Annotated in this window: 18 protein-coding genes; 2 read left to right on the forward strand and 16 right to left on the reverse strand. The window is 69.0% G+C overall.

The genetic code is table 11. The features are described from left to right. Positions 1-15: 15 nt before the first annotated feature. The 3 genes from ACFU5M_RS08910 to hisS form a co-directional block, all read right to left on the reverse strand. Positions 16-1,020, reverse strand: a complete 1,005-nt coding sequence (locus ACFU5M_RS08910) for a malate dehydrogenase (protein WP_379046160.1) — start codon at positions 1,018-1,020, stop codon at positions 16-18. Between the two features lie 118 nt (positions 1,021-1,138). Beyond that, complete coding sequence (locus ACFU5M_RS08915) at positions 1,139-1,786, reverse strand: hypothetical protein (RefSeq protein ID WP_379046163.1); 648 nt, start codon at positions 1,784-1,786, stop codon at positions 1,139-1,141. 152 nt (positions 1,787-1,938) lie between these two features. Continuing rightward, positions 1,939-3,210 (reverse strand): histidine--tRNA ligase, encoded by a 1,272-nt coding sequence (gene hisS / locus ACFU5M_RS08920; protein ID WP_379046166.1) that lies wholly within the window; start codon positions 3,208-3,210, stop codon positions 1,939-1,941. 139 nt (positions 3,211-3,349) lie between these two features. Between hisS and ACFU5M_RS08925 the strand changes: the two genes are divergently transcribed. Beyond that, positions 3,350-4,231 carry a peptidylprolyl isomerase gene (locus tag ACFU5M_RS08925; RefSeq protein ID WP_379046169.1) on the forward strand — a complete coding sequence of 294 codons (882 nt, stop codon included), beginning with the start codon at positions 3,350-3,352 and terminating at the stop codon, positions 4,229-4,231. A 411-nt stretch (positions 4,232-4,642) separates the two neighbouring features. Then, positions 4,643-5,185 carry a hypothetical protein gene (locus tag ACFU5M_RS08930; protein ID WP_379046172.1) on the forward strand — a complete coding sequence of 181 codons (543 nt, stop codon included), beginning with the start codon at positions 4,643-4,645 and terminating at the stop codon, positions 5,183-5,185. 82 nt (positions 5,186-5,267) lie between these two features. Here the strand turns inward: ACFU5M_RS08930 and ACFU5M_RS08935 are convergent, their stop codons facing one another. The 13 genes from ACFU5M_RS08935 to ACFU5M_RS08995 form a co-directional block, all read right to left on the reverse strand. Then, positions 5,268-5,654, reverse strand: coding sequence for a DUF4913 domain-containing protein (locus tag ACFU5M_RS08935; protein WP_233060934.1), 387 nt, complete (start codon positions 5,652-5,654; stop codon positions 5,268-5,270). Then, a complete protein-coding gene (locus ACFU5M_RS08940; protein WP_379046176.1) occupies positions 5,651-7,486 on the reverse strand; it encodes a type IV secretory system conjugative DNA transfer family protein in 1,836 nt (611 codons plus the stop codon). The genes ACFU5M_RS08935 and ACFU5M_RS08940 overlap by 4 nt, the downstream gene beginning before the upstream one ends. A gap of 42 nt (positions 7,487-7,528) precedes the next feature. Beyond that, on the reverse strand, positions 7,529-8,092 hold the full coding sequence (locus tag ACFU5M_RS08945; RefSeq protein WP_379046179.1) for a hypothetical protein: 564 nt from the start codon (positions 8,090-8,092) through the stop codon (positions 7,529-7,531). A gap of 65 nt (positions 8,093-8,157) precedes the next feature. Next, positions 8,158-9,822: a peptidoglycan DD-metalloendopeptidase family protein gene (locus ACFU5M_RS08950; RefSeq protein ID WP_379046182.1), complete on the reverse strand. Its 1,665-nt coding sequence runs from the start codon at positions 9,820-9,822 to the stop codon at positions 8,158-8,160. Positions 9,823-9,859: 37 nt separating this feature from the next. Continuing rightward, on the reverse strand, positions 9,860-10,168 hold the full coding sequence (locus ACFU5M_RS08955; protein ID WP_379046185.1) for a transposase: 309 nt from the start codon (positions 10,166-10,168) through the stop codon (positions 9,860-9,862). Further along, entirely contained in the window at positions 10,165-12,309 is a 2,145-nt protein-coding gene (locus tag ACFU5M_RS08960) for a hypothetical protein (protein WP_379046188.1), read from the reverse strand. The genes ACFU5M_RS08955 and ACFU5M_RS08960 overlap by 4 nt, the downstream gene beginning before the upstream one ends. Positions 12,310-12,316: 7 nt before the next feature. Then, on the reverse strand, positions 12,317-13,807 hold the full coding sequence (locus ACFU5M_RS08965) for an SCO6880 family protein (RefSeq protein WP_379046192.1): 1,491 nt from the start codon (positions 13,805-13,807) through the stop codon (positions 12,317-12,319). After that, a complete protein-coding gene (locus ACFU5M_RS08970) occupies positions 13,804-15,231 on the reverse strand; it encodes a hypothetical protein (RefSeq protein ID WP_379046195.1) in 1,428 nt (475 codons plus the stop codon). Before ACFU5M_RS08970 ends, ACFU5M_RS08965 begins: the two co-directional genes overlap by 4 nt. Before the next feature lie 38 nt (positions 15,232-15,269). Continuing rightward, entirely contained in the window at positions 15,270-16,037 is a 768-nt protein-coding gene (locus ACFU5M_RS08975) for a hypothetical protein (RefSeq protein ID WP_379046198.1), read from the reverse strand. A gap of 62 nt (positions 16,038-16,099) precedes the next feature. After that, positions 16,100-16,912: a hypothetical protein gene (locus ACFU5M_RS08980; protein WP_379046201.1), complete on the reverse strand. Its 813-nt coding sequence runs from the start codon at positions 16,910-16,912 to the stop codon at positions 16,100-16,102. Then, a complete protein-coding gene (locus tag ACFU5M_RS08985; RefSeq protein WP_379046204.1) occupies positions 16,909-17,565 on the reverse strand; it encodes a hypothetical protein in 657 nt (218 codons plus the stop codon). Before ACFU5M_RS08985 ends, ACFU5M_RS08980 begins: the two co-directional genes overlap by 4 nt. A gap of 31 nt (positions 17,566-17,596) precedes the next feature. Continuing rightward, a complete protein-coding gene (locus ACFU5M_RS08990) occupies positions 17,597-17,872 on the reverse strand; it encodes a hypothetical protein (RefSeq protein WP_040867663.1) in 276 nt (91 codons plus the stop codon). A gap of 7 nt (positions 17,873-17,879) precedes the next feature. Next, positions 17,880-18,176, reverse strand: coding sequence for a hypothetical protein (locus tag ACFU5M_RS08995; protein WP_039799032.1), 297 nt, complete (start codon positions 18,174-18,176; stop codon positions 17,880-17,882). Between the last annotated feature and the right edge of the window lie 8 nt (positions 18,177-18,184).

The following is an 18,184-nucleotide window of genomic DNA, read 5'->3' on the forward strand; positions in this document are numbered from 1 at the left end:
CGTCCACCGAAGCGGTCAGGCGCGCTTGGCGAAACCGAGGTCGATGACGGCGCCGCGTTCCTGCGCGAGCTCGGCGACCGAGGCGTCGATCCGGGGACGGGCGAGTTCGTCGATCGCCAGATCGGGCACGATCGTGTACTCGCCGTTCGCACAGGTGACCGGGAACGAGCTGATCAGGCCTTCGGGCACGCCGTAGGAGCCGTCCGAGGGAACCGCCATGGAGACCCAGTCACCGTCCCGGGTGCCGCGCACCCAGTCGTGGATGTGGTCGATCGCGGCGCTGGCCGCACTCGCCGCCGAGGACGCGCCGCGGGCCTGGATGATGGCGGTGCCCCGCTGCTGCACGGTGGGCACGAACTCCTCGGTCAGCCACGCCGGGTCGCCGATCAGCTCGAGGGCGGGACGTCCCGCGATGGTGGCGTGCGCGATATCCGGGTATTGCGTCGCCGAGTGATTGCCCCAGATGGCGACCCGCGCGATGTCCGGGGCGGGCGCACCGGTCTTCTTGGCCAGCTGCGCGATGGCGCGGTTGTGGTCCAGCCGGGTCATGGCGGTGAAACGCTCGGCGGGCACGTCCGGCGCGTTGCTCATGGCGATGAAGGCGTTGGTGTTGGCCGGGTTGCCGATCACGAGCACCTTCACGTCGTCCGCGGCGCAGGCGTTGATCGCGGCGCCCTGCTCGGTGAAGATCGCGCCGTTGGCGGCGAGCAGATCCGAGCGTTCCATCCCGGCCGTGCGCGGCCGCGCGCCGACGAGCAGGGCGATGCCTGCGCCCGCGAAGCCGATCCACGGGTCGTCGCTGATGTCGATGGAATCCAGCAGCGGGAACGCGCCGTCCTCCAGTTCCATCGCGACGCCCTCCAGCGACGCCACCGCGGCGGGGACTTCGAGCAGCCGCAGGCGCACCCGCGTGTCCGGGCCGAGCATCGCGCCGGAGGCGATCCGGAACAGCATGCCGTAGGCGATCTGGCCCGCGGCTCCGGTCACGGTGACGGTCACGGGCCCAGCGGGGGTGCTCACGGCGAACTCCTTGCGGTCGGCGGATTCCTGCTGCCCACCCTAGCCACTCTCACCGCCGCCGAAGGCTCACGGTGAGCTACGCGACAGTGACCGCCCCGGCCTCCCGGAAGACAGTGGGTCAGGCGAGTGTGGCGACCTCGGTGTCGGTCAGCACGATCGGCGACACCACGTCTTTCGCCCGCGCCAGCCGCACGGCGCGATACAGGGGCCGTTCCTCCAGCCCCGCGTCGCGCGCCTCGGCCCGCAACTGGTGCAGCAACATCTCGGAAACCGCTACGGCCGCGGCCAGATCACTGGCGGCCAGCGCATCCGCGAGTTTGCGCAACCCCAGCAGGTGTAATTCGCGGCCGCTGCCCGCGTCGGTGTACATGGCCAGCGGAACAACCTGCGAGATCTCCCCGGCGGTGACCCGCAGGGCGATCCTGCTCAACCGGGCCGGGAACACCAGGACCTCGACTCCGGTGGCCGCCGACATCTCCACCTGTCGTTCACCGAACAGCCTGCGGGCGTGAATCATCGTGCCGGTCACCCACATTCGCCGCCGACGAAGCGCGACGGCATACACCACGGTGGGCACGCCGACGACGACGCCGATCGCCGCCGCGATCGGCCAGCTCACCACGGTCGCGGCCAGCAGCGCCGCACCGATGCCGATGCCCGACGCGGCCAGCGCGAGGCGGCGCAACATCGGCGCGTACAACTCGGGCGCGACCAGATCGAGCCCCACCGGCGCGATCGCCTGCTGGTCATCAGAATTCGTGGACACTGCTCCGCCCTCTCGCGACTCCGGCGCCGCTGGTGTGCGCGCCGGTCACGCTACCGCCCGCACACCGCGCCCGCGACGGGTTCGGCGCACAGTATCGCGCACCCGGCGGTCGCGCGGCGGAACCCGAAGGCGGCGCGCGCACCCGCCACTCCCTACCCGGCCAGCGACTCCCGGATCACGCCGACCGCCTCGGGGAGCGGAATCTGCCGCTGGTCGCCGGTGGCCATGTCCTTGAGCCCGACGGTGTTCTCCGCGAGGTCACGATCGCCGAGTACGAGGGTGAACTTGGCTCCGGAGCGGTCGGCCGCCTTCATCGCGCCCTTCACACCGCGCCCGCCGTAGGCCAGATCGACCCGGATGCCCGCCGCGCGCAACTGCGCGGCCACCACGACCAGTCGCTGCTTGGCGGCATCGCCCAGCGGCACGCCGAAGACCTCGCAGCGCGCCGGGCTGCCCGCCGACTTGCCCTCGGCCGCCAGCGCCAGCATGGTGCGGTCGACGCCGAGACCGAATCCGATACCCGACAGCGGCTGCCCGCCGAGTTCGGCCATGAGACCGTCGTAGCGGCCCCCGCCGCCGATGCCGGACTGCGCACCGAGACCGTCGTGCACGAACTCGAACGTGGTCTTGGTGTAGTAGTCCAGGCCGCGCACCATGCGCGGGTTCACCACGTACGGCACGCCCAGCGCCTCCAGGTGACCGAGCACCTGCTCGAAGTGCGCCTTGGCCGACTCCGACAGGTGATCGATCATCAGCGGCGCGTCCGCGGTCATCGCGCGCACCTCGGGCCGCTTGTCGTCGAGCACGCGTAGCGGGTTGAGCTGGGCGCGCCGCTTGGTCTCCTCGTCCAACGGGAGCCCGAAGAGGAATTCCTGCAGCAATTCGCGGTACTGCGGGCGGCACGTCTCGTCGCCCAGCGAGGTGATCTCGAGCCGGAATCCGTCCAGTCCCAGACCACGGAATCCGGCATCGGCGATGGCGATGACCTCGGCATCCAGTGCCGGATCATCGACGCCGATCGCCTCGATGCCCACCTGCTGCAACTGCCGGTACCGGCCGGCTTGCGGGCGCTCGTAGCGGAAGAACGGACCCGCGTAGCACAGCTTCACCGGCAGCTGGCCCCGGTCGAGGCCGTGCTCGATGACCGCGCGCATCACACCCGCGGTTCCCTCGGGGCGCAGCGTGACGCTGCGATCACCACGGTCGGGGAAGGTGTACATCTCCTTGGTGACCACGTCGGTGGACTCGCCCACACCGCGGGCGAACAGGCCCGTGTCCTCGAAGACCGGCAGCTCGATATGCCCGTACCCGGCCAGGCGGGCGGCGCGGAGCAAGCTGTCGCGCACCGCGACGAACTCGGCGGAGCCGGGTGGCACGTAGTCCGGTACCCCTTTCGGGGCGGAAAAGCTGCTGGTCTTGGTCACGATGCTCCAGTTTCCACCACTACGGCCCCGCAAGTCCAACCGATCGGCCGAACCGCCTCTCAGGATGGTTGCGGAGCAGTCTCAGGAAGGAATGGCACACTCTTATCCCGATGTAACCGGATACGGGAGGAACGTGGTAGTGCCGACCAACGAACAGCGACGAGCAGCGGCGAAACGCAAGCTGGAACGTCAGCTCGCCAATCGGGCCGAGCGGGCGCGCAAGCGCAAGCAACTCACGATCGCCGGATCGGTACTCGGCGTCGTCCTCGTGGTCGCCGCCGTGACCGGGGTGTACTTCTTGACCCGAGGCGACGACAGCAGCAGCAACTCCGACGCCGCGGACGCCGCGCTGTCGAGCACCCCCGCCGCAGCCGCGCCGCCCTCCGCGAAAGCCAAGCCCGCGACGGTCGACTGCACCTACCGGGACGGCGCCAAGCCCGCGGACAAGCCGGTCGCCAAGCCGAAGGCCGACGGCATCCCCACCACCGGCGTCGACGCGAAGGTCAGCGTCAGCATGGAGACCAGCCAGGGCCCGATCGGGCTGACCCTGAACAACGCCGAGTCGCCGTGCACGGTGAACAGCTTCGTCAGCCTGGCGGCGCAGAACTACTTCGACGGCACCAGCTGCCACCGCATGACCGCGGGCGAGGGCTTGAAGGTCCTGCAGTGCGGCGATCCCACCGGAACCGGAATGGGCGGGCCCGGTTACGAATTCGACAACGAGTACCCCACCGATCAGTACGCTCCGAATGATCCCGCGGCGACCTCCGAGCCGATCGCGTACAAGCGCGGCGTGCTGGCCATGGCCAACGCGGGCCCCGGAACCAACGGCAGCCAGTTCTTCATCGTGTACTCGGATTCGATGCTCCCGCCGCAGTACACCATCTTCGGCACCGTGGACGACAACAGCCTCGGCACGCTCGACAAAATCGCGGAGCTGGGCCAGGACGACTCCAACGGTCCCGGCGACGGGAAGCCCAAGCAGCCGGTCACGATCCAGTCGGTGCGTATCGACCGCTGAGCACGGACGCTCCGGGCCCGCCGCCGATCTCCGGCCGCGGGCCCGAGCCTTGTCCGACCCCGTCCGGCCGGCGCGAGAATAGTCGAACCTTTCTTCGGTTAGGATGCCCTCAGTTCGAAGATCATCCGGCGCGCCAGAAGACACGCCGGAAATGTGCGATATATGCTGATAAAGCGGCACGCTCGTTCGATTGTGCCGACCTTTGTCGGGTAATCTCGATACAAGGAGTTCTTGCGGCGTAGTACGGCCTCGGCCGGGCGATCCCCCGGACAGGAAGTGCCGCACCACAAGTTCTCCGGGTGTCCACGTTTGCAGGCGGGACCCGCTGCACGGGACTACAGTTCGCGTGGCGGCGTCCGTAACGAAGCACCACATCATCCATAGTGATCACTGCAGCATCGGGGAGCAGCCATGTCCGAGGAACTGGACGACATCGGCCGGGAAACCGCGGCCATGATGAGGACAATGTTGCAGCTTGCGACGCTCGTCGCCTTGCGGACCCGCGAGCGTGGTCAGAAGGAAGCCGAAGCGCGCGTCAAGCTCACCGAGGCCCGGCTCAAAGAGGCCAAGGAATTGCAGCTCCGGGAGGCGCGCGACGCGAAGGCCAAGGATCCGCGCAACACCGAGCTGGCCCGGCTGATCGAGAAGCCGCTCGCGGAAAAGGGCGTGTCCCTGGAGAAGGACCGCTTCTCCGCGCAAGCCGAGGCATCCCGTATGGCGGCCAACGCCGCCGCCAAGCCGGCCATGCAGTACGACTCCCAGGAACGCCGCATGGCGATCGCGGCCCATCTGGCCAAGATGGGTGTCGCGCCGGAGCTGGCCGCGGTGCGGATGCTGATCGAAGTAGGGCAGGCACAGCCACCGGGTGAGGCCGTGCGCACCCGCCCCGACGAGGCGCCGTCGGTCACCAGGGCCAGGGAACAGGAATCCCGCGGTCTGGAACGCACGAGGTAGCCGGACGAACAAACGCCCGCCGTATTCCGGCGGGCGTTCGTCTTTCCTCGGTCGAGCACGAGAACGGCTGCGGTTCGGGCTGTTACGTGCGGAAGTCACCCACCGTGGGATCGCCGAACATCCCGTGCTGCGGCGACTTCAGGGGCAGCGGGCTGAGCATGTCCTTGTGGCCGTTGCGCACACTGCAATACTTGAACGGCCCCTTGGGGTCGAACAGTTTCGCCATGTGCGGGTCCGCGTGATCGAGGAACCAGACGCTCAATCCGGTGCGCCCGTCCAGCCGGTAGTGCTCCCAGGCGCGCCACAGCGCGTCCAGCCGGGCGACCGCCTCGGCGTGCTGCCACCACTCCGGGCACCACACCGTGTCACTGAGATCGGTGACCTGCCGCCGGTAGACGAGGCTGAGGTAGTTCTCGACGAACTCCACCACGCTCGCGTAGATCATCGGTTGTTGCTGCTGTTCGGTCACAGCGGCCGAACCTCCTCGACTTGTCCGTATTCCGGCGGCGGCGTCGACTTGCTGAGCGAGGGCGCGCCGATCAGATCGGTGATCTCCGTCTTTCGCTGCGGGTCGTGACGCGAGATGGACTTCTTCACGTCGGCAGCGTAGTCACCCTCCCACCACGGCACGGTGCGGATGAGCACCGGGGGCGCGCCGGAGGGGAACAGGATCGCCCGGCCACGCGGCAGCGTCGCAAGACCGTTGACCGAGAACGTCTTGGACGAACCCAGCGAGCGCGAATAGCTCTTGCCGCCTTTGGACTCGGAGACCGACTGCGAGATCGCGTCGTAGTCGCCGAGCACGTCCGAACGCTCCTGCAAGAACTTGGTGTCGTCCACGCCGCTGCCGAGCACCTTGATGTTCGCCGCGGACCACAACGCGTTCATGCCGCTCTCGCCCCAGCAGCGGGCACCCTGCGCCCAGGACTGCAGCACCGTCATCACGACGATGCCGCGCGAGCCGAAGTGGCTGTACTGCTTGGGCAGATCCTTCCAGCGCACCACGTTGGCGGCCTCGTCGAGCACCGCGAGCATCGGAATCGCCAGTCGCCCACCGGCCGACTGCGACGCCTTGCGCATCGCCACGTCGACCACCGCCTCGGTGAGCGCGCTCACCAATGGCGCGGCCGATCCGCGGCCTTCCAGCGACAGACTGTAAAGCGTTCCGTTGTTCTCCAAGAACTCCAGCTCGTCGAATTCTCTGCGATCGCCGCCACGGGTGATCCACGGGTGCACGTTCGACAGTTTCAGGCACCGGATCATCTTCTTGGCGGTGCCGAAAATGCCGCTGCGCGTGCGTGGATCGGTGTTGTACTGCGACGACAGGCCCGAGGCAGTGTAGTGATGGCGGGCGGCGCGCAGCAGCTCGATGGGTTCGGTGTCCTGCGGATTGGTCACCCACTCCCACACCTGCACGATCGGCCTGCTGCCGTTGCGATCACCGACCGCGGCGGCGAGGAAGAGCCCGGCCAGCAAATCCTCGGCCTCGGGATCGAAGAACGCGTCGGTCTTGCTGTCGCTGCCGTCGTCGCCATCGGCGAAGTGCCCCGCCAATCGTGCCGCGCGCATCTCGCAGCCCTCGCGCTTGGCGTCCACCCAGGACAGCGGATCCCAGAACCAGGTCGTCTCTTCGCCCGCGACACCTTGCGGATCGAAGACGAAGGTGGGACTTCCCTTGGACTCGCGGACGTCTCGGGTCGCGTCCACCACGTCGCGCTTGTTCGAGGTGGCCAGCACCGGACCGATCGCGGTGAGGATCGCCGGGATCACCCGGGAAGTCGACTTGCCCTGACGCGGGCCCCAGATGTCCAAGTGCAGATCCTCATACGAACCGTAGAGCATCACGCCGTCGGCCACACCGACGCCGATCGGTACGCCGGGAGCGTCGTCGTAGCCGAGCCGCACGCCCAGCTGCTCGGCCTTCTCCCGGACGCCCGCCTCGGTGAGCATCGAGATCGCGCCGCCGTTGCCCATCACGTCGGCCTTGTCGTCCACCGGCAGCCTGCCCTTGGACCGGCGCTTCTGCAACTCCTTGCGGATCACCAGATATGCGACGACGCTCAGGACCACCAGCAACACGATCACCGTGGCCGCGCCTGGCCATTGCAGCCTGCCCCGCGCCAGATCGGCCGCGATGGCGATCGGATTGAACGGGACCTTCTGCGGGCTGCCGGCGAGCATGTTGCCCAGATGCAGTGCGAGCCAGAGGGTTCCGAAGATCGCGAAGCCGGCGTAGGTCAGTAGCAGGCTGACGTCGGGTCCGGGTATGGCCGGATCCGTCACCTTTTTCTTCTTCGCCATGTGTGCCTCCTGGGTCGGCCGTCCGGTACGGAAAGCGGGTGGTCAGCGGAATGCGTCGAGCCGCCAGCCGTCGGGTGTGCGCACGACGGTGGCGATCACCGTCGCGGGCGGCAGCGGCTCCTTGCGTCCGTCCGGATAGACGACGGTCTGCTCGATCCCGATTTTGAACTGCTGCACGTTCGGGTCACTGAGGGCCGGCGCCTTCTCACCGGACGCGAACGTGAACGCCTCCACGTCTGCCCCCTCCCTCGCCCAATCCGCCCACTGCAGCGTCGACTTCGGCGTCTCCACCGCGGTCGGCGCCGCATCCAGCATACGAATCAAGCTGGGGCCGAGAAACTTCCGCGCCCGGCCCAGGGATGCGCCCTGCGTCTCGGTGGCGGGTTGCCAGCTGTAGATCTCCCGCAGTGCCGCGACCGCGACGCCGTCGGGCGTCACCGGGTCGGGGGCGGGCGCGCCTTCCAGCAATCGGGGTGTGGACGTAGCGGGATGCGCCGCATCGGATCCCGTGTCCGCGCGGTCCGCGCGGCCACAGGCCGCACCCAGCACCGCGACGCTCATCACCAGCATCACCACCAGTTTCGCGCGTGCATTCGCTCTATCCATCCAGGCTAGCCGCACTCCGGGGTGTCGCGGCAGTTCCGCCGCCGCGTGTTCGGGCCCGTCACCGCTCACAGCACCCTCCTCACCCGTCCGTCCCCCGGCACCGCGACTTCCGAAACGCCGCCCGACGAGCGGGCGTCCGCACCGGGCACCGACTGGATCATCCGACCGTTGCCGACGTAGATGCCGACCTGCGCGGGCCCACGCGGACCGAACGAACTGAACACCAGATCTCCCGGCTGCACTTTCCGCATCGGCACTTCCGCACCCGCCTCCCATTGCTGTTCGGCTGTGCGCGGCAGCGTCACCGTGCCGGACGACGCCGCGAACACCGCCGCCGCGGTCAACCCCGGTCCGTCCAGCCCCCCGCCGCTCGGCCCCTGGGGCCCACCACCGCCCCAGACATACGGGGTGCCGAGCCACTCGTGCGCGGCCTCGACGATCTGTTCACCGGTCGAACCCTGCCCGGGAGTGAAACGGCCGGTCGAACCCGGCGCTCGGTATTGGGCTTCCATCGTGAGGATGTTGCGCACGTACGGCTGGGTCTCGGCGTAATGCGCGGCAACCTGGTTCGGCATGCCGCCGGACGCCAGTACCGCGCCCTCGCCCGCGTTGTAGGCCGCCAGGGTCAGCGCGACGATGTCGCCCTGCACCCTGCCCTCGGCCTGCCACTGCTGGATCTTGTGCGCGATCGCGCACATATAGCGCCCTTGACCGATGATCGCGTCACCGTCGTCCCACACGCTGGCCACGCCGTTGCCATCGGCGTCGATGACGTACGGCCGACCGTCGTCGGGATCGATGCTCACCGCGGTGGTGGGCAGGAACTGCGCCAGGCCCTGCGCCCCGGCGGGCGAAGTCGCCCCGCGCCGGAAACCCGACTCCTGCCTGCCCTGCGCGGCCAGCAGCGAGGGCGTGATCTGCGGGCAGAGAGAACCCGCCCGGCGGTACCAGATCTCCAGCTCTTCCGGCACCTTGCCCGCGGCCAGCGCACCACCGACGGTGCCGAAGCCGAGGCTGCAGCGCGGATCGCTGGAATAGGCGCGGGCACCGCCGACGTCCGGCGTCGGCGCGCCGTCCAACCAGGGCAACGGATCGATCTGGCGTCCGCCGGTGAACCGGCCACCCGGGACGATCTCGAAATGCAGATGGGGGCCGCTGGATTCACCCGCCGAGCCGACTGCGCCGATGTGCTGCCCGGCGGCCACCGTGTCCCCCGGCCGGACGAGCACGCCGGAGTCCCACATGTGGCCGTAGACCGCCGAGTACGAGCGGCCGTTGGTGTCCACCGAATCGACGACGATCCAGTTGCCGAATCCCGACGCCGGACCGGCGGCGACCACGCGGCCGTCGGAGACCGAGAAGATGGGCGTACCGTCCGGTGCGGCCAGGTCGACGCCCCTGTGCGCGCCGCCGCGCGAACCGAATGTGTCCGACACGGTGAAGGTTCCGGTGGCCATCGGCAACGTGCGGCGCAGCGGACCCGCTCCCGCCGCCAATGAGGGCGTGGCGGTCGCCGCCGGATTGGTCTGAGTCGCGCCGGGACTTGCGGTCGCGGCGGCGCGCCGATCGCCCGGCGCGTAACCGCCCAGCGGCGGAAGCACCGACTGCGAGCCGAGGACGGAGCCGCCCTCGCAGGCGTCGTCGACGGCGGGCATGACGATGACCAGCACGATGGTCACCAGTCCGAGCACCGCGCCCAGCGCCGTCCACAGCACCGATTTGCCGCTCATCGCCGCACTCCGGCATCGGGCCGCGCGCAGCCCGGGTTCACGTCCGGCGCCGGGCTTCGTTGAGGGTGTCGGCCAACGTGCGGTTCATCTCGGCGGCGGCCGCCAATTGCTGTTGCAGCGCAGCGACCTTGCGCCGCAGCGCGGTCGCGTCCATCCGCTCCAGACCGGGGCCTTCGGCCGCCCGAACCCAATTCCGCACCGAGTTCGTGTGCACACCGATCTGTTCGGCGACCACGCGGCAGGCCTCCGATTCACTGCGCAGCTTGCCGGTCAAGGCGATGACCTGTTCGACCGCCGCTTGGCGCACCTCCGGCGAGACGCGACGGTAGGACCGGTGCGGCATCATGCGGCGCTCCCCGGTGAATCCGTTCCGCGCGACGTCGATTCGGTGAACTCGCTGAAACGCTGGTTGGTGTCGTGGATCCCGCTTTCCTTCTCCGACAGCGTGAATTCCATGTGGAACGGGATACCGGGCCTACGGTCCTCACCGATCTTCAGCAGGAACTTACCGGTGCCGGGCGGGGACGGGCGCTGCTGTCCCGGTTTGAGCGCCTCGCCGGTCAGCGCTTGCGGTGCGGACCACCCGGTCACCATCTCCTCCTCGGCCGACGTGAACGGAACCGTGCTGTCCAGCCGGTTGATCTCCTCGGCCGGGAGCGCGCCGAAGATCTTGGCGCGCGCCCGCTCGAGGAAGCCGAGCGCCTTCGCGATGGCGGCTTCCGATCCGAGCGCTTGCAAGTCCTTGATGGTGTGGCTGATCATGATCAGCGCGGTGGCGATGCCGCGCTGCAATCGGGTGAGCTCGTCGACGCGGTCGACCATGAAGTCGCCGAGTCCGAGCACCTGCCACAGCTCGTCCATCACCACCTGGAAATAGCGCTGCGGGCCGAGCTTCGCGTCGGCGAGCACGTGCGCGGCCTCGACCGAGGCGAACCCGTCGGCCCAGCAGGCCAGCATGACGGCGGCCTTGAGCTTCTTGTCGCCGGTCGGGATATGTGAGACATCCATGCACACCGCGACCGCGCTGGTGTCGATCGGCACGGTGGTCTGACCGTTGAAGACGGCGCCGAACGGTCCCTGGGTGAGCGCGCGGAGGGAGCGGCGCAGCCCCTTGATCGCTTCCAGGTACTCCGCGAGGTCGTCGGCCCCCGCGTCCAGCATCAATTCCTCACCGCCGCCGACGATCACCTCGAGCAGGTTCTCCATGATCGGCGGCTGATCCGGGGTGTATCCGCTGCCCGGCCGGTAGAGGATGCGCAGCGCGGTGGAGATCAGCGTCTCCTCGTAATCGCGGACACGGTCGCCGCGCACCAGTTCGACCAAGCCCGCGATCAACGTCACCTGCCGGGCCCGCAGGTCCTGCAACACCTGCAGTTGCAGAGCCGGGAACTCTTCCAGCCGCGGAACGACCGCACCGAGTACGCCCGCCGCCAGCGGGTTGAGCTTGCCGTGCCCGTAACCCAGGTCGATCACCTGGCCGCCGACTAGCTCGACCATCTTGCGGTAGTCCGGTTTCACGTCGGCGAGGATCAACGGGGTGATTCCTTGCGCGATGCCGCCGAGCACGATCCGGCGGACCAGCGAGGACTTGCCGAAACCGTTGAGGCCGAGCACGAACAGGCTGGGCGCGGTGATGAAGCTGCCGCGCATGAACCAGTTCATCGGGTCGAAGCACACCGGCGCCCCGGTGTGCAGATGCGAACCGAGGGGCGTGCCGATCAGCGGCGCGCCCGCGCCGACCGACCAGGGCCACAAGCCCGCGACCTGGGCGGTGGTGGCGCGGTACTCGACCGGGCGGCCGACCACGTTCATCCGGCCGCCGCCCGGTCCCGCGTAGCCGCGGTCGGTGAGTTGCGCTGTGCTGCGGTCGAACCCGTCCTCGATGGTCTGCTCCGCGCGGGCCGCGTAGTTGCGACGGCGGATGTCGTCGGTGCGGACCCGGAACTGCGCGAACGCGGCCCGCAGCCCACTGCCCTCCCGGGCGATCATCTCCAGCTTGGCGCGGGTGGCGTCGTCGAGCAGCGGTGGCCCGGATTGTTTGCGCCGATCCGCCTTCGCCTTCGCGCGGCGGGCCGCCTTGTCCGTCTTCGGGGCGCCCATCGCGCGGTCGGCGGTGTAGTCGACCTTCGCGGGCCGTGCCACGCGACCGTTCCTGGCGCCGTTGCGATCCGGCCGCGCGGCGATGCGCTCGGTGACCGCCTCACGGGACATGCGCGAGTTCCGCTCGCCGCGAGACCGGTCGGCGTGCGCCCGGTCAGCGCGCGCGCCGTCGGGCCGGCCCGCGCCCGATCGCGCGCGCCGCTCGGACGGCCGCCGGTCGGACGTGTCGACGCCCGGCCGGTCCTCGTCGTTCACCCGCGCCGAATCCCGTGCGGGGCGCCGCCGCTCGGGCCGCTGTCCCCACTCGTCCCGTCCGGATTGCTCGAGCCGCCTGCGGCGTGCGTCCTCGTCCCGTTCCCGTACGGGTGGCTCGTAGTCCCGTGCCATGAATCGCTCACCCCGCCAGTGCCTTCGGAATAGTCGCGTGTTCCGGCAGGATCACTCCGCACCCGAGGGAGGCCGCGAAGGCTGCCGCCTGGTAGCGGTAGCACCGCCGGATCTTCAGACGCGCCTGGGTCGACAGGTCGCGCGTGATGGCTTCGATACGCGGCAGGTCACCGCGCAAGGGCTCGGTGATGGTCACCAGCGCCCCGAAGCGGGTCACACCGTGACCCCTGGCCTGCTCTTCGCGGGCCTGCTGAGTCGCGCCCACCCGCAGCGTCGCCGCCGCGGACACGACTCCGCGTTCGCTCTGTTGAGCCACCAACGCGTTCTTGAAATCGTCGTCGACGATTTCGGCGGCGTCGGCGGCTGAGTGCGGACGGTACACGATCGCGATACGTTTGCGCGGAACTTCGGGATTCGGTGCGAGCAGCCGCTGCAGCACCCGCTCGTCGACCGCGCCCTCCGGAGCGGCGTCCATCTCCCAGGTGACCGAGCGGCCACCGTCGTGCACCAGGTGATCCCACTTCTCGTCATGGGACACCGGGCCCGCGTCCGCCCAGTCCAGGCCGTGCCCCTCGAGTTCGCCCGCGGCCACCTCCAGGTCGGCTTGCGAGGCGGGATCGTAGCTGCGGCGGATGAACGAGATCACCTCGTCGGCCGACATCGGCTGCGCGCGCACACCGGCTTCCGCGAGCGCGGCGCAGATACCGGGCAGGCGACGGCCGATCTCGACGGCCTCCTCCGCCGGGTTCTTGCGGCGCTCGGCGGTGGTGGCCTTGAACGTGATCGCCACCCGCGGCAGCAACTGCACCCGCTCCTGCGGCAGCTCGGTGGCCAGCTCGTACATCACCTGCTGGGCCAGCTCCGGCGCCTCCGGCCTGGTGATCGTGGAAACCTCGGTGAGCAAGCGGTTTCCGGTCTCCGGCACGGTGTCGATGACCGGAACCACGGCGACGATGTCGCTGGTCTGGCCGACCGAGGCGAGGAAGGTGCCCCACGCCGAGACCCAGCGGTCGATCACCGGTTGGTCCACCGCCTCATGGCCTTGCGGCCAGGCGCGCAGCACCACCGTGTACTGGGCGAACTGCGGGAGGTGGATCATGCCGAAGCTGTAACCGCCCGCGTCGATGCCCTCGTACAACTTCGACGGCGCCAGTAGTCCGGGCAGGCGGGTGACGCCGCCGGGGATCCGGGAGAAGCGGCCGCCGCGGTACACGTGCTCGCCACGATTGCGCGAGCGCATCCAGTTGAACATCATCAATCCCGTCTCGTAGCCCGAACGACCTCCGGTCCGCCACACCAGCGGGACCATCACGACGACACCGATGCCGCCGACGATCACACCCCACTGGAAGCCGCCGACCATCGCGGTGATCAACGCCGTGATCACGACCGCGAAGCCGAGCACGGTTTCCTCCCAGCGCAGACCGAAAAGGCCCGCGCTGCGCGGCTTCTGCCAGAGTCCGTACGAGCGCCGCTCGTAGGTGTCGGTGAGTGTCATCGCGGAATGGTGCTCCTCCCGAGGTCGGGTGAACGGTTCGTCCAGCGATCGCCCGCGACGTCACCCATGGCTTGGTCGGCCCGGTTCAGCCCACCGCTCGCGGCGCGCGCCGCGCCGATCCGGCCGGCCGCCCTGGCCGCTCCGGACGGTACTCCGGCCGCGCCCGCGGGACCGGAGGCGCGCGGAGCCGCGCCGCCCTGTGGGCCGCCGCCGCCACGCGGTGGGGTCGGCCGGGGCGCGCCGCCGCCGCGCGGTCCACCCGCACCGCCCGGACGCGGGCCGGTGCCGCTGCCGCTCACGTAACCGGCTCTACCCGGAGCCGCGGTGCCCTTGACGCCGACCGCCTTGGTGCCCATGGCGCCCAAGGCCGCCACACCGACCAGGGTGCCGCCGGCCGCGGTGAAACCGGAACCGCCGCTGCCGACGATCGCGACGGCCGGAGTGACCAGTCGCATGAGCGCGGGCAGCACGAACGCCACGCTGCACAGCAGCACGATCGCGACCAGCATGCGCTGGGCCTGCTCACCGTCGGGCAGGCCGCCCGTCGGGGTGAGCGAGTCGACGTGCCCCGCCGTGGTGAACGCGATCATGTAGACGATCGCCGCCACCGGTTTCCACAGCATGAAGGCGATGATCCAGCCGATGAGCTTCTGATAGGACTGCTTGCCGATGTTCATGCCGGAGGCCGCCGCCGCCAGCGGCAGCACCCCGGCCGCGATCACCAGCAGACCCTGCCGGACGATGGCGAGCACGATCTGCGCCAGCGCGCCGAGCAGGCCGACGATCGCGATGATCAGCACCAGTCCCGGCGAAAAGGCCTGCAGCTTGCTGGTTTTCACCATCAGCTCGGCGAGGTCCTTGGCGTTGCCGTTGGTCGAGTCGTCGATGATCCACTCCGCGAAGCGGTCCGACGCCTGCGTGCCCGCGACGATCACCGCACCGAGCATCCAGGAGCTGAACACCACGCGGGTGAACATTCGGAACGATTCGGCCGCCTCGTTCATCGTGGCCCCGCGTCTGGCTTCGGCCAATCGCGCCCCGGAGAGGATCACCGACGCTATCAACAGCAGGATCTGCGCTTGATAGGTGTAGTCGTTGATCTTGGTGAACAGCGAACCGGAATCGCTGGCCGCCTCGTTGGGCACCTTCATCCAGAAGGTCAGCGCCAGGATGATGGCCTCGCCGAGACCGTTCATCAGCGAATCGACCACCTTGCCGAAGGTGGAATCCCAGGCCTTGTCCTTCACCGCCGTCGCCGCCTTGTCCGGATGCGAGGCGGCATTGCCCGCCTTGCACGCGGCGGACGCGGCGTCGCCGAGGCTGAAGCCGGGCAGTCCGACACCGTCGAGAGTGTCGTGGATTTCGTTGCACGTATCGTCGAAGCCGTATGTCTGGCCGTAGGCCACGGTCGGAGTCGCGATCATCACTGTGAAGATGACCGCAAGGATTGTGACTAGCCGCCTCACCATTGTGTCCACCCATCGATCGAGCCGATCGTCTCGAGCGGCTGTGCGTCGCCCGCGGACGACTTCAGTCTCCAGCCACCGTCACGCCATACCACGTTGAGTCTCATGGCCACCCAACTTCGCCCGCCGTGCAAGAACTCACGGGTCTTACGGGCGACACGAACAACAGCGAAATCGTCTCCATAGCTTTCGATTCGAAAAGCGTCGGACGCGTACAGCAGTGGTTTGGCACTCTCCGGCAAGACGTCGGGCACTTTACCCTCGGCGATCTTGCGCTCCCGATCGGCGAGTTCCTCGGGCGCGAGGATCACCAACTGCTGCCACAGCGTGTGGTCAGTGGGTCGTGCCACGGTCCTCCAGTAGATCTGCTCGGCGGCCAGCGCGGCGCCCTGCGGGGTCTTGGCGAAGCCCGATGGCACACCGTTATCGATGCGCGCCGGTCCATCGGTCGTCGAGAAAGGAATGATCGGACCGCCGTACACCTGTTGCCAACCGCCCGGCTGATTCGTCCCGCCGGGCGCACCGGTCCGCCACTCCGGATCGGTCGGCGTCCGGGGCACGCCCGACTGCGAAAGAGCTTGCCCGGCGGGGTCTTTCGAAACATCGAAGCGATGGCCGAAAGAGTCCTTACCAGAGGTTGCGAATAACGATTCGACAGTCGGCCGGTCGGACGGATTCGCCGATGCCGTCGTCGGTTGCGATACCTGGTCGTGCGGCGCGTCGTCCCGGATAGCAACCACGGTGACGACTGCGGCCACCGCCACCGCGAGTACCGCACCTGCACCCAGCACAGCCGGCGGCATGTGCTCGGAAGGCCTTCTACGGCTCACCACAGCGTCCACCCCTGCAACGACTCGACGTACTCGGTCTGGGCATTGTTGGTAGTCGCGGGCTTCAAGCGCCAGTCGCCCGCGTCCCACACCATGACCAGGCGCGTCGCGGCCCACAACTGTTTGCCGTCGACCACCGGCCCCCTGGTGGCCAGCCGGACGATGGCGAGATCGTCGGCGTAGTCGTCTACTTTGAACGCGTCCGAGGCGACGAAGTAGCGGGTCACTTTCTCCGGCTGCTGCTCGGGCAGGCGGTCGTCGGCCAGCGCCTTGTCGTAGGCGGCGATCTGCTGGGCGGAGACCCGGACCTGTCGCACATACAGGTCGCGGTCGGCGGGTCGGGCATTGAGCCGGTAGGTGATCTGCGCCGCGGCGAGCACCGCGCCCTGCGGGGTATGCGCGTACCCGACGGCCAGGTCGTCCTCGATCCGCGTCGGCCCGTCGGATGTGGAGAACGGGACGGAGGCGCCGTACACCCGCTGCCAGCCGTGCGGTTCGGCGGTGCCCTCCGGCGCCGCGGTCAGCCAGTCCGGGTCGGCCGGCTTGCGCTGGCGGGAAGGGTCCTGCGGAAGCGGTTGTCCGGCAGGATTGTTGGGGATGTCCACCCGCCTGCCGAGGATGTCCACCTCGGGGCTCGCGAAGCCGGTGCCGCCGGAGCCTTCGGCGACGGCGGGGGCGCCGCTCGCGGGCTCGTCCTCCCGGCCGACGAAGACGAAGATGCCGACGATCACGATCAGCGCCAGCACGGCGGCGGACGCGACGACACCGAAGGAGACACGGTCGCGCGAATACGACTCCCTGTCGCTCACGTCGGTGCCTCCACTTTCACGATGTCGGTAGGTAATGCGTCGATCGAATCAACGGGTCGCGCGGTCGAATCCGGATCGGGCAGCCGTAATCGCCAGTCCTCGCCGAACCACTCGACGGCCGTGTGGTGCACCGCTTTCGAACGGTCGGAATATTCCGTGTACACGTCCACGGTGGACTGCCGCTCGGTGTAACCGGTGATCTTGTAGCCCAGCAAACGGGGCGCGAACTCCGGGGCCGCCGGGCCCGTGATCGACAGCTGAACCCGGTTGATCGCCCACTCGTCCTTGGCGGGGCCCGGAATCAGTTCACCGGCAGCAACTTTCGCCCACTGCGTGTCGGCGGCTACCGCCAACCGCACCGAATGGGTCAGCGCGGCGATGGCCGCGCCGCGCGGCGAGTGCTCGAAACCGGTCGCCGCGCCGTCTGCCGTCGATCGCGGCCCTTGGCCGGTGTGCGGCAGCGGCACGCCTTGGAACGGCTGCCACCGCACGTCGGTGGGTGCGGCCGAGAGATCCGGCCCCACCGAGTCCGCGCCACCACCGCAGCCGACCGCCGCGAACAGCAACGCGGCGCCCACCACTCCGGCCGCGGGACGGCGGATGTCGCGCCGCCATGCCGCGGAGTCCGCCGGCCGCAGTACTGTCGAAGTCATTCCCGCGTCGTCCCCGTCCCGCTCCGGCGGCTCACGCGGGCAGGAACGCCAGGGCGATCCCCGACGCCGTGCTCGCCACCACAGCACCCAGCAGGCTCATCAGCACGCCGTGCGAGGCGTCGTTCATGGCCAGGTCGCTGCGGAAGGTCAGCCACAGCTTCCCCGCGGACACGATCATCCAGGCGAGGCAGACCAGAAGGACGAACCACAGCAGCCAGTTCAGCAGCTGCATCAGCGGTGCGAGGACGTCGGCGGGCATCTGTTTGTAGGCCAGCAACTCGGCGGCGGGCATGCGCACGGTACTCATCGCGACCTCAGGTGCCGATGACGGCGTTCATGATGGTGCCCGCGCTGGTGGCGACCACGCCGCCGATCATCGCGCCCGCCACCATCTTCGGCGACTCCAGACCACCGCCGGTCCACTTCTCCCAGGCGAACTTGCCGCCCGCGTAGACGATGCCGCAGATCCCGGACAGCAGCACGAACCAGGTGAGATACCGCACCAGTTGCAGGATCTTCTCCGAGCCCGGCGGCGCCTCGGGCGTCGGATTACCGACTTGCGCGAGGACGGTGCCGTACGTGTCCTGCACGGCGAGGAGGAGCGTGCTCATCGGATGCC

Source organism: Nocardia sp. NPDC057455 (assembly GCF_042802775.1).
Classification (GTDB): Bacteria; Actinomycetota; Actinomycetes; order Mycobacteriales; family Mycobacteriaceae; genus Nocardia.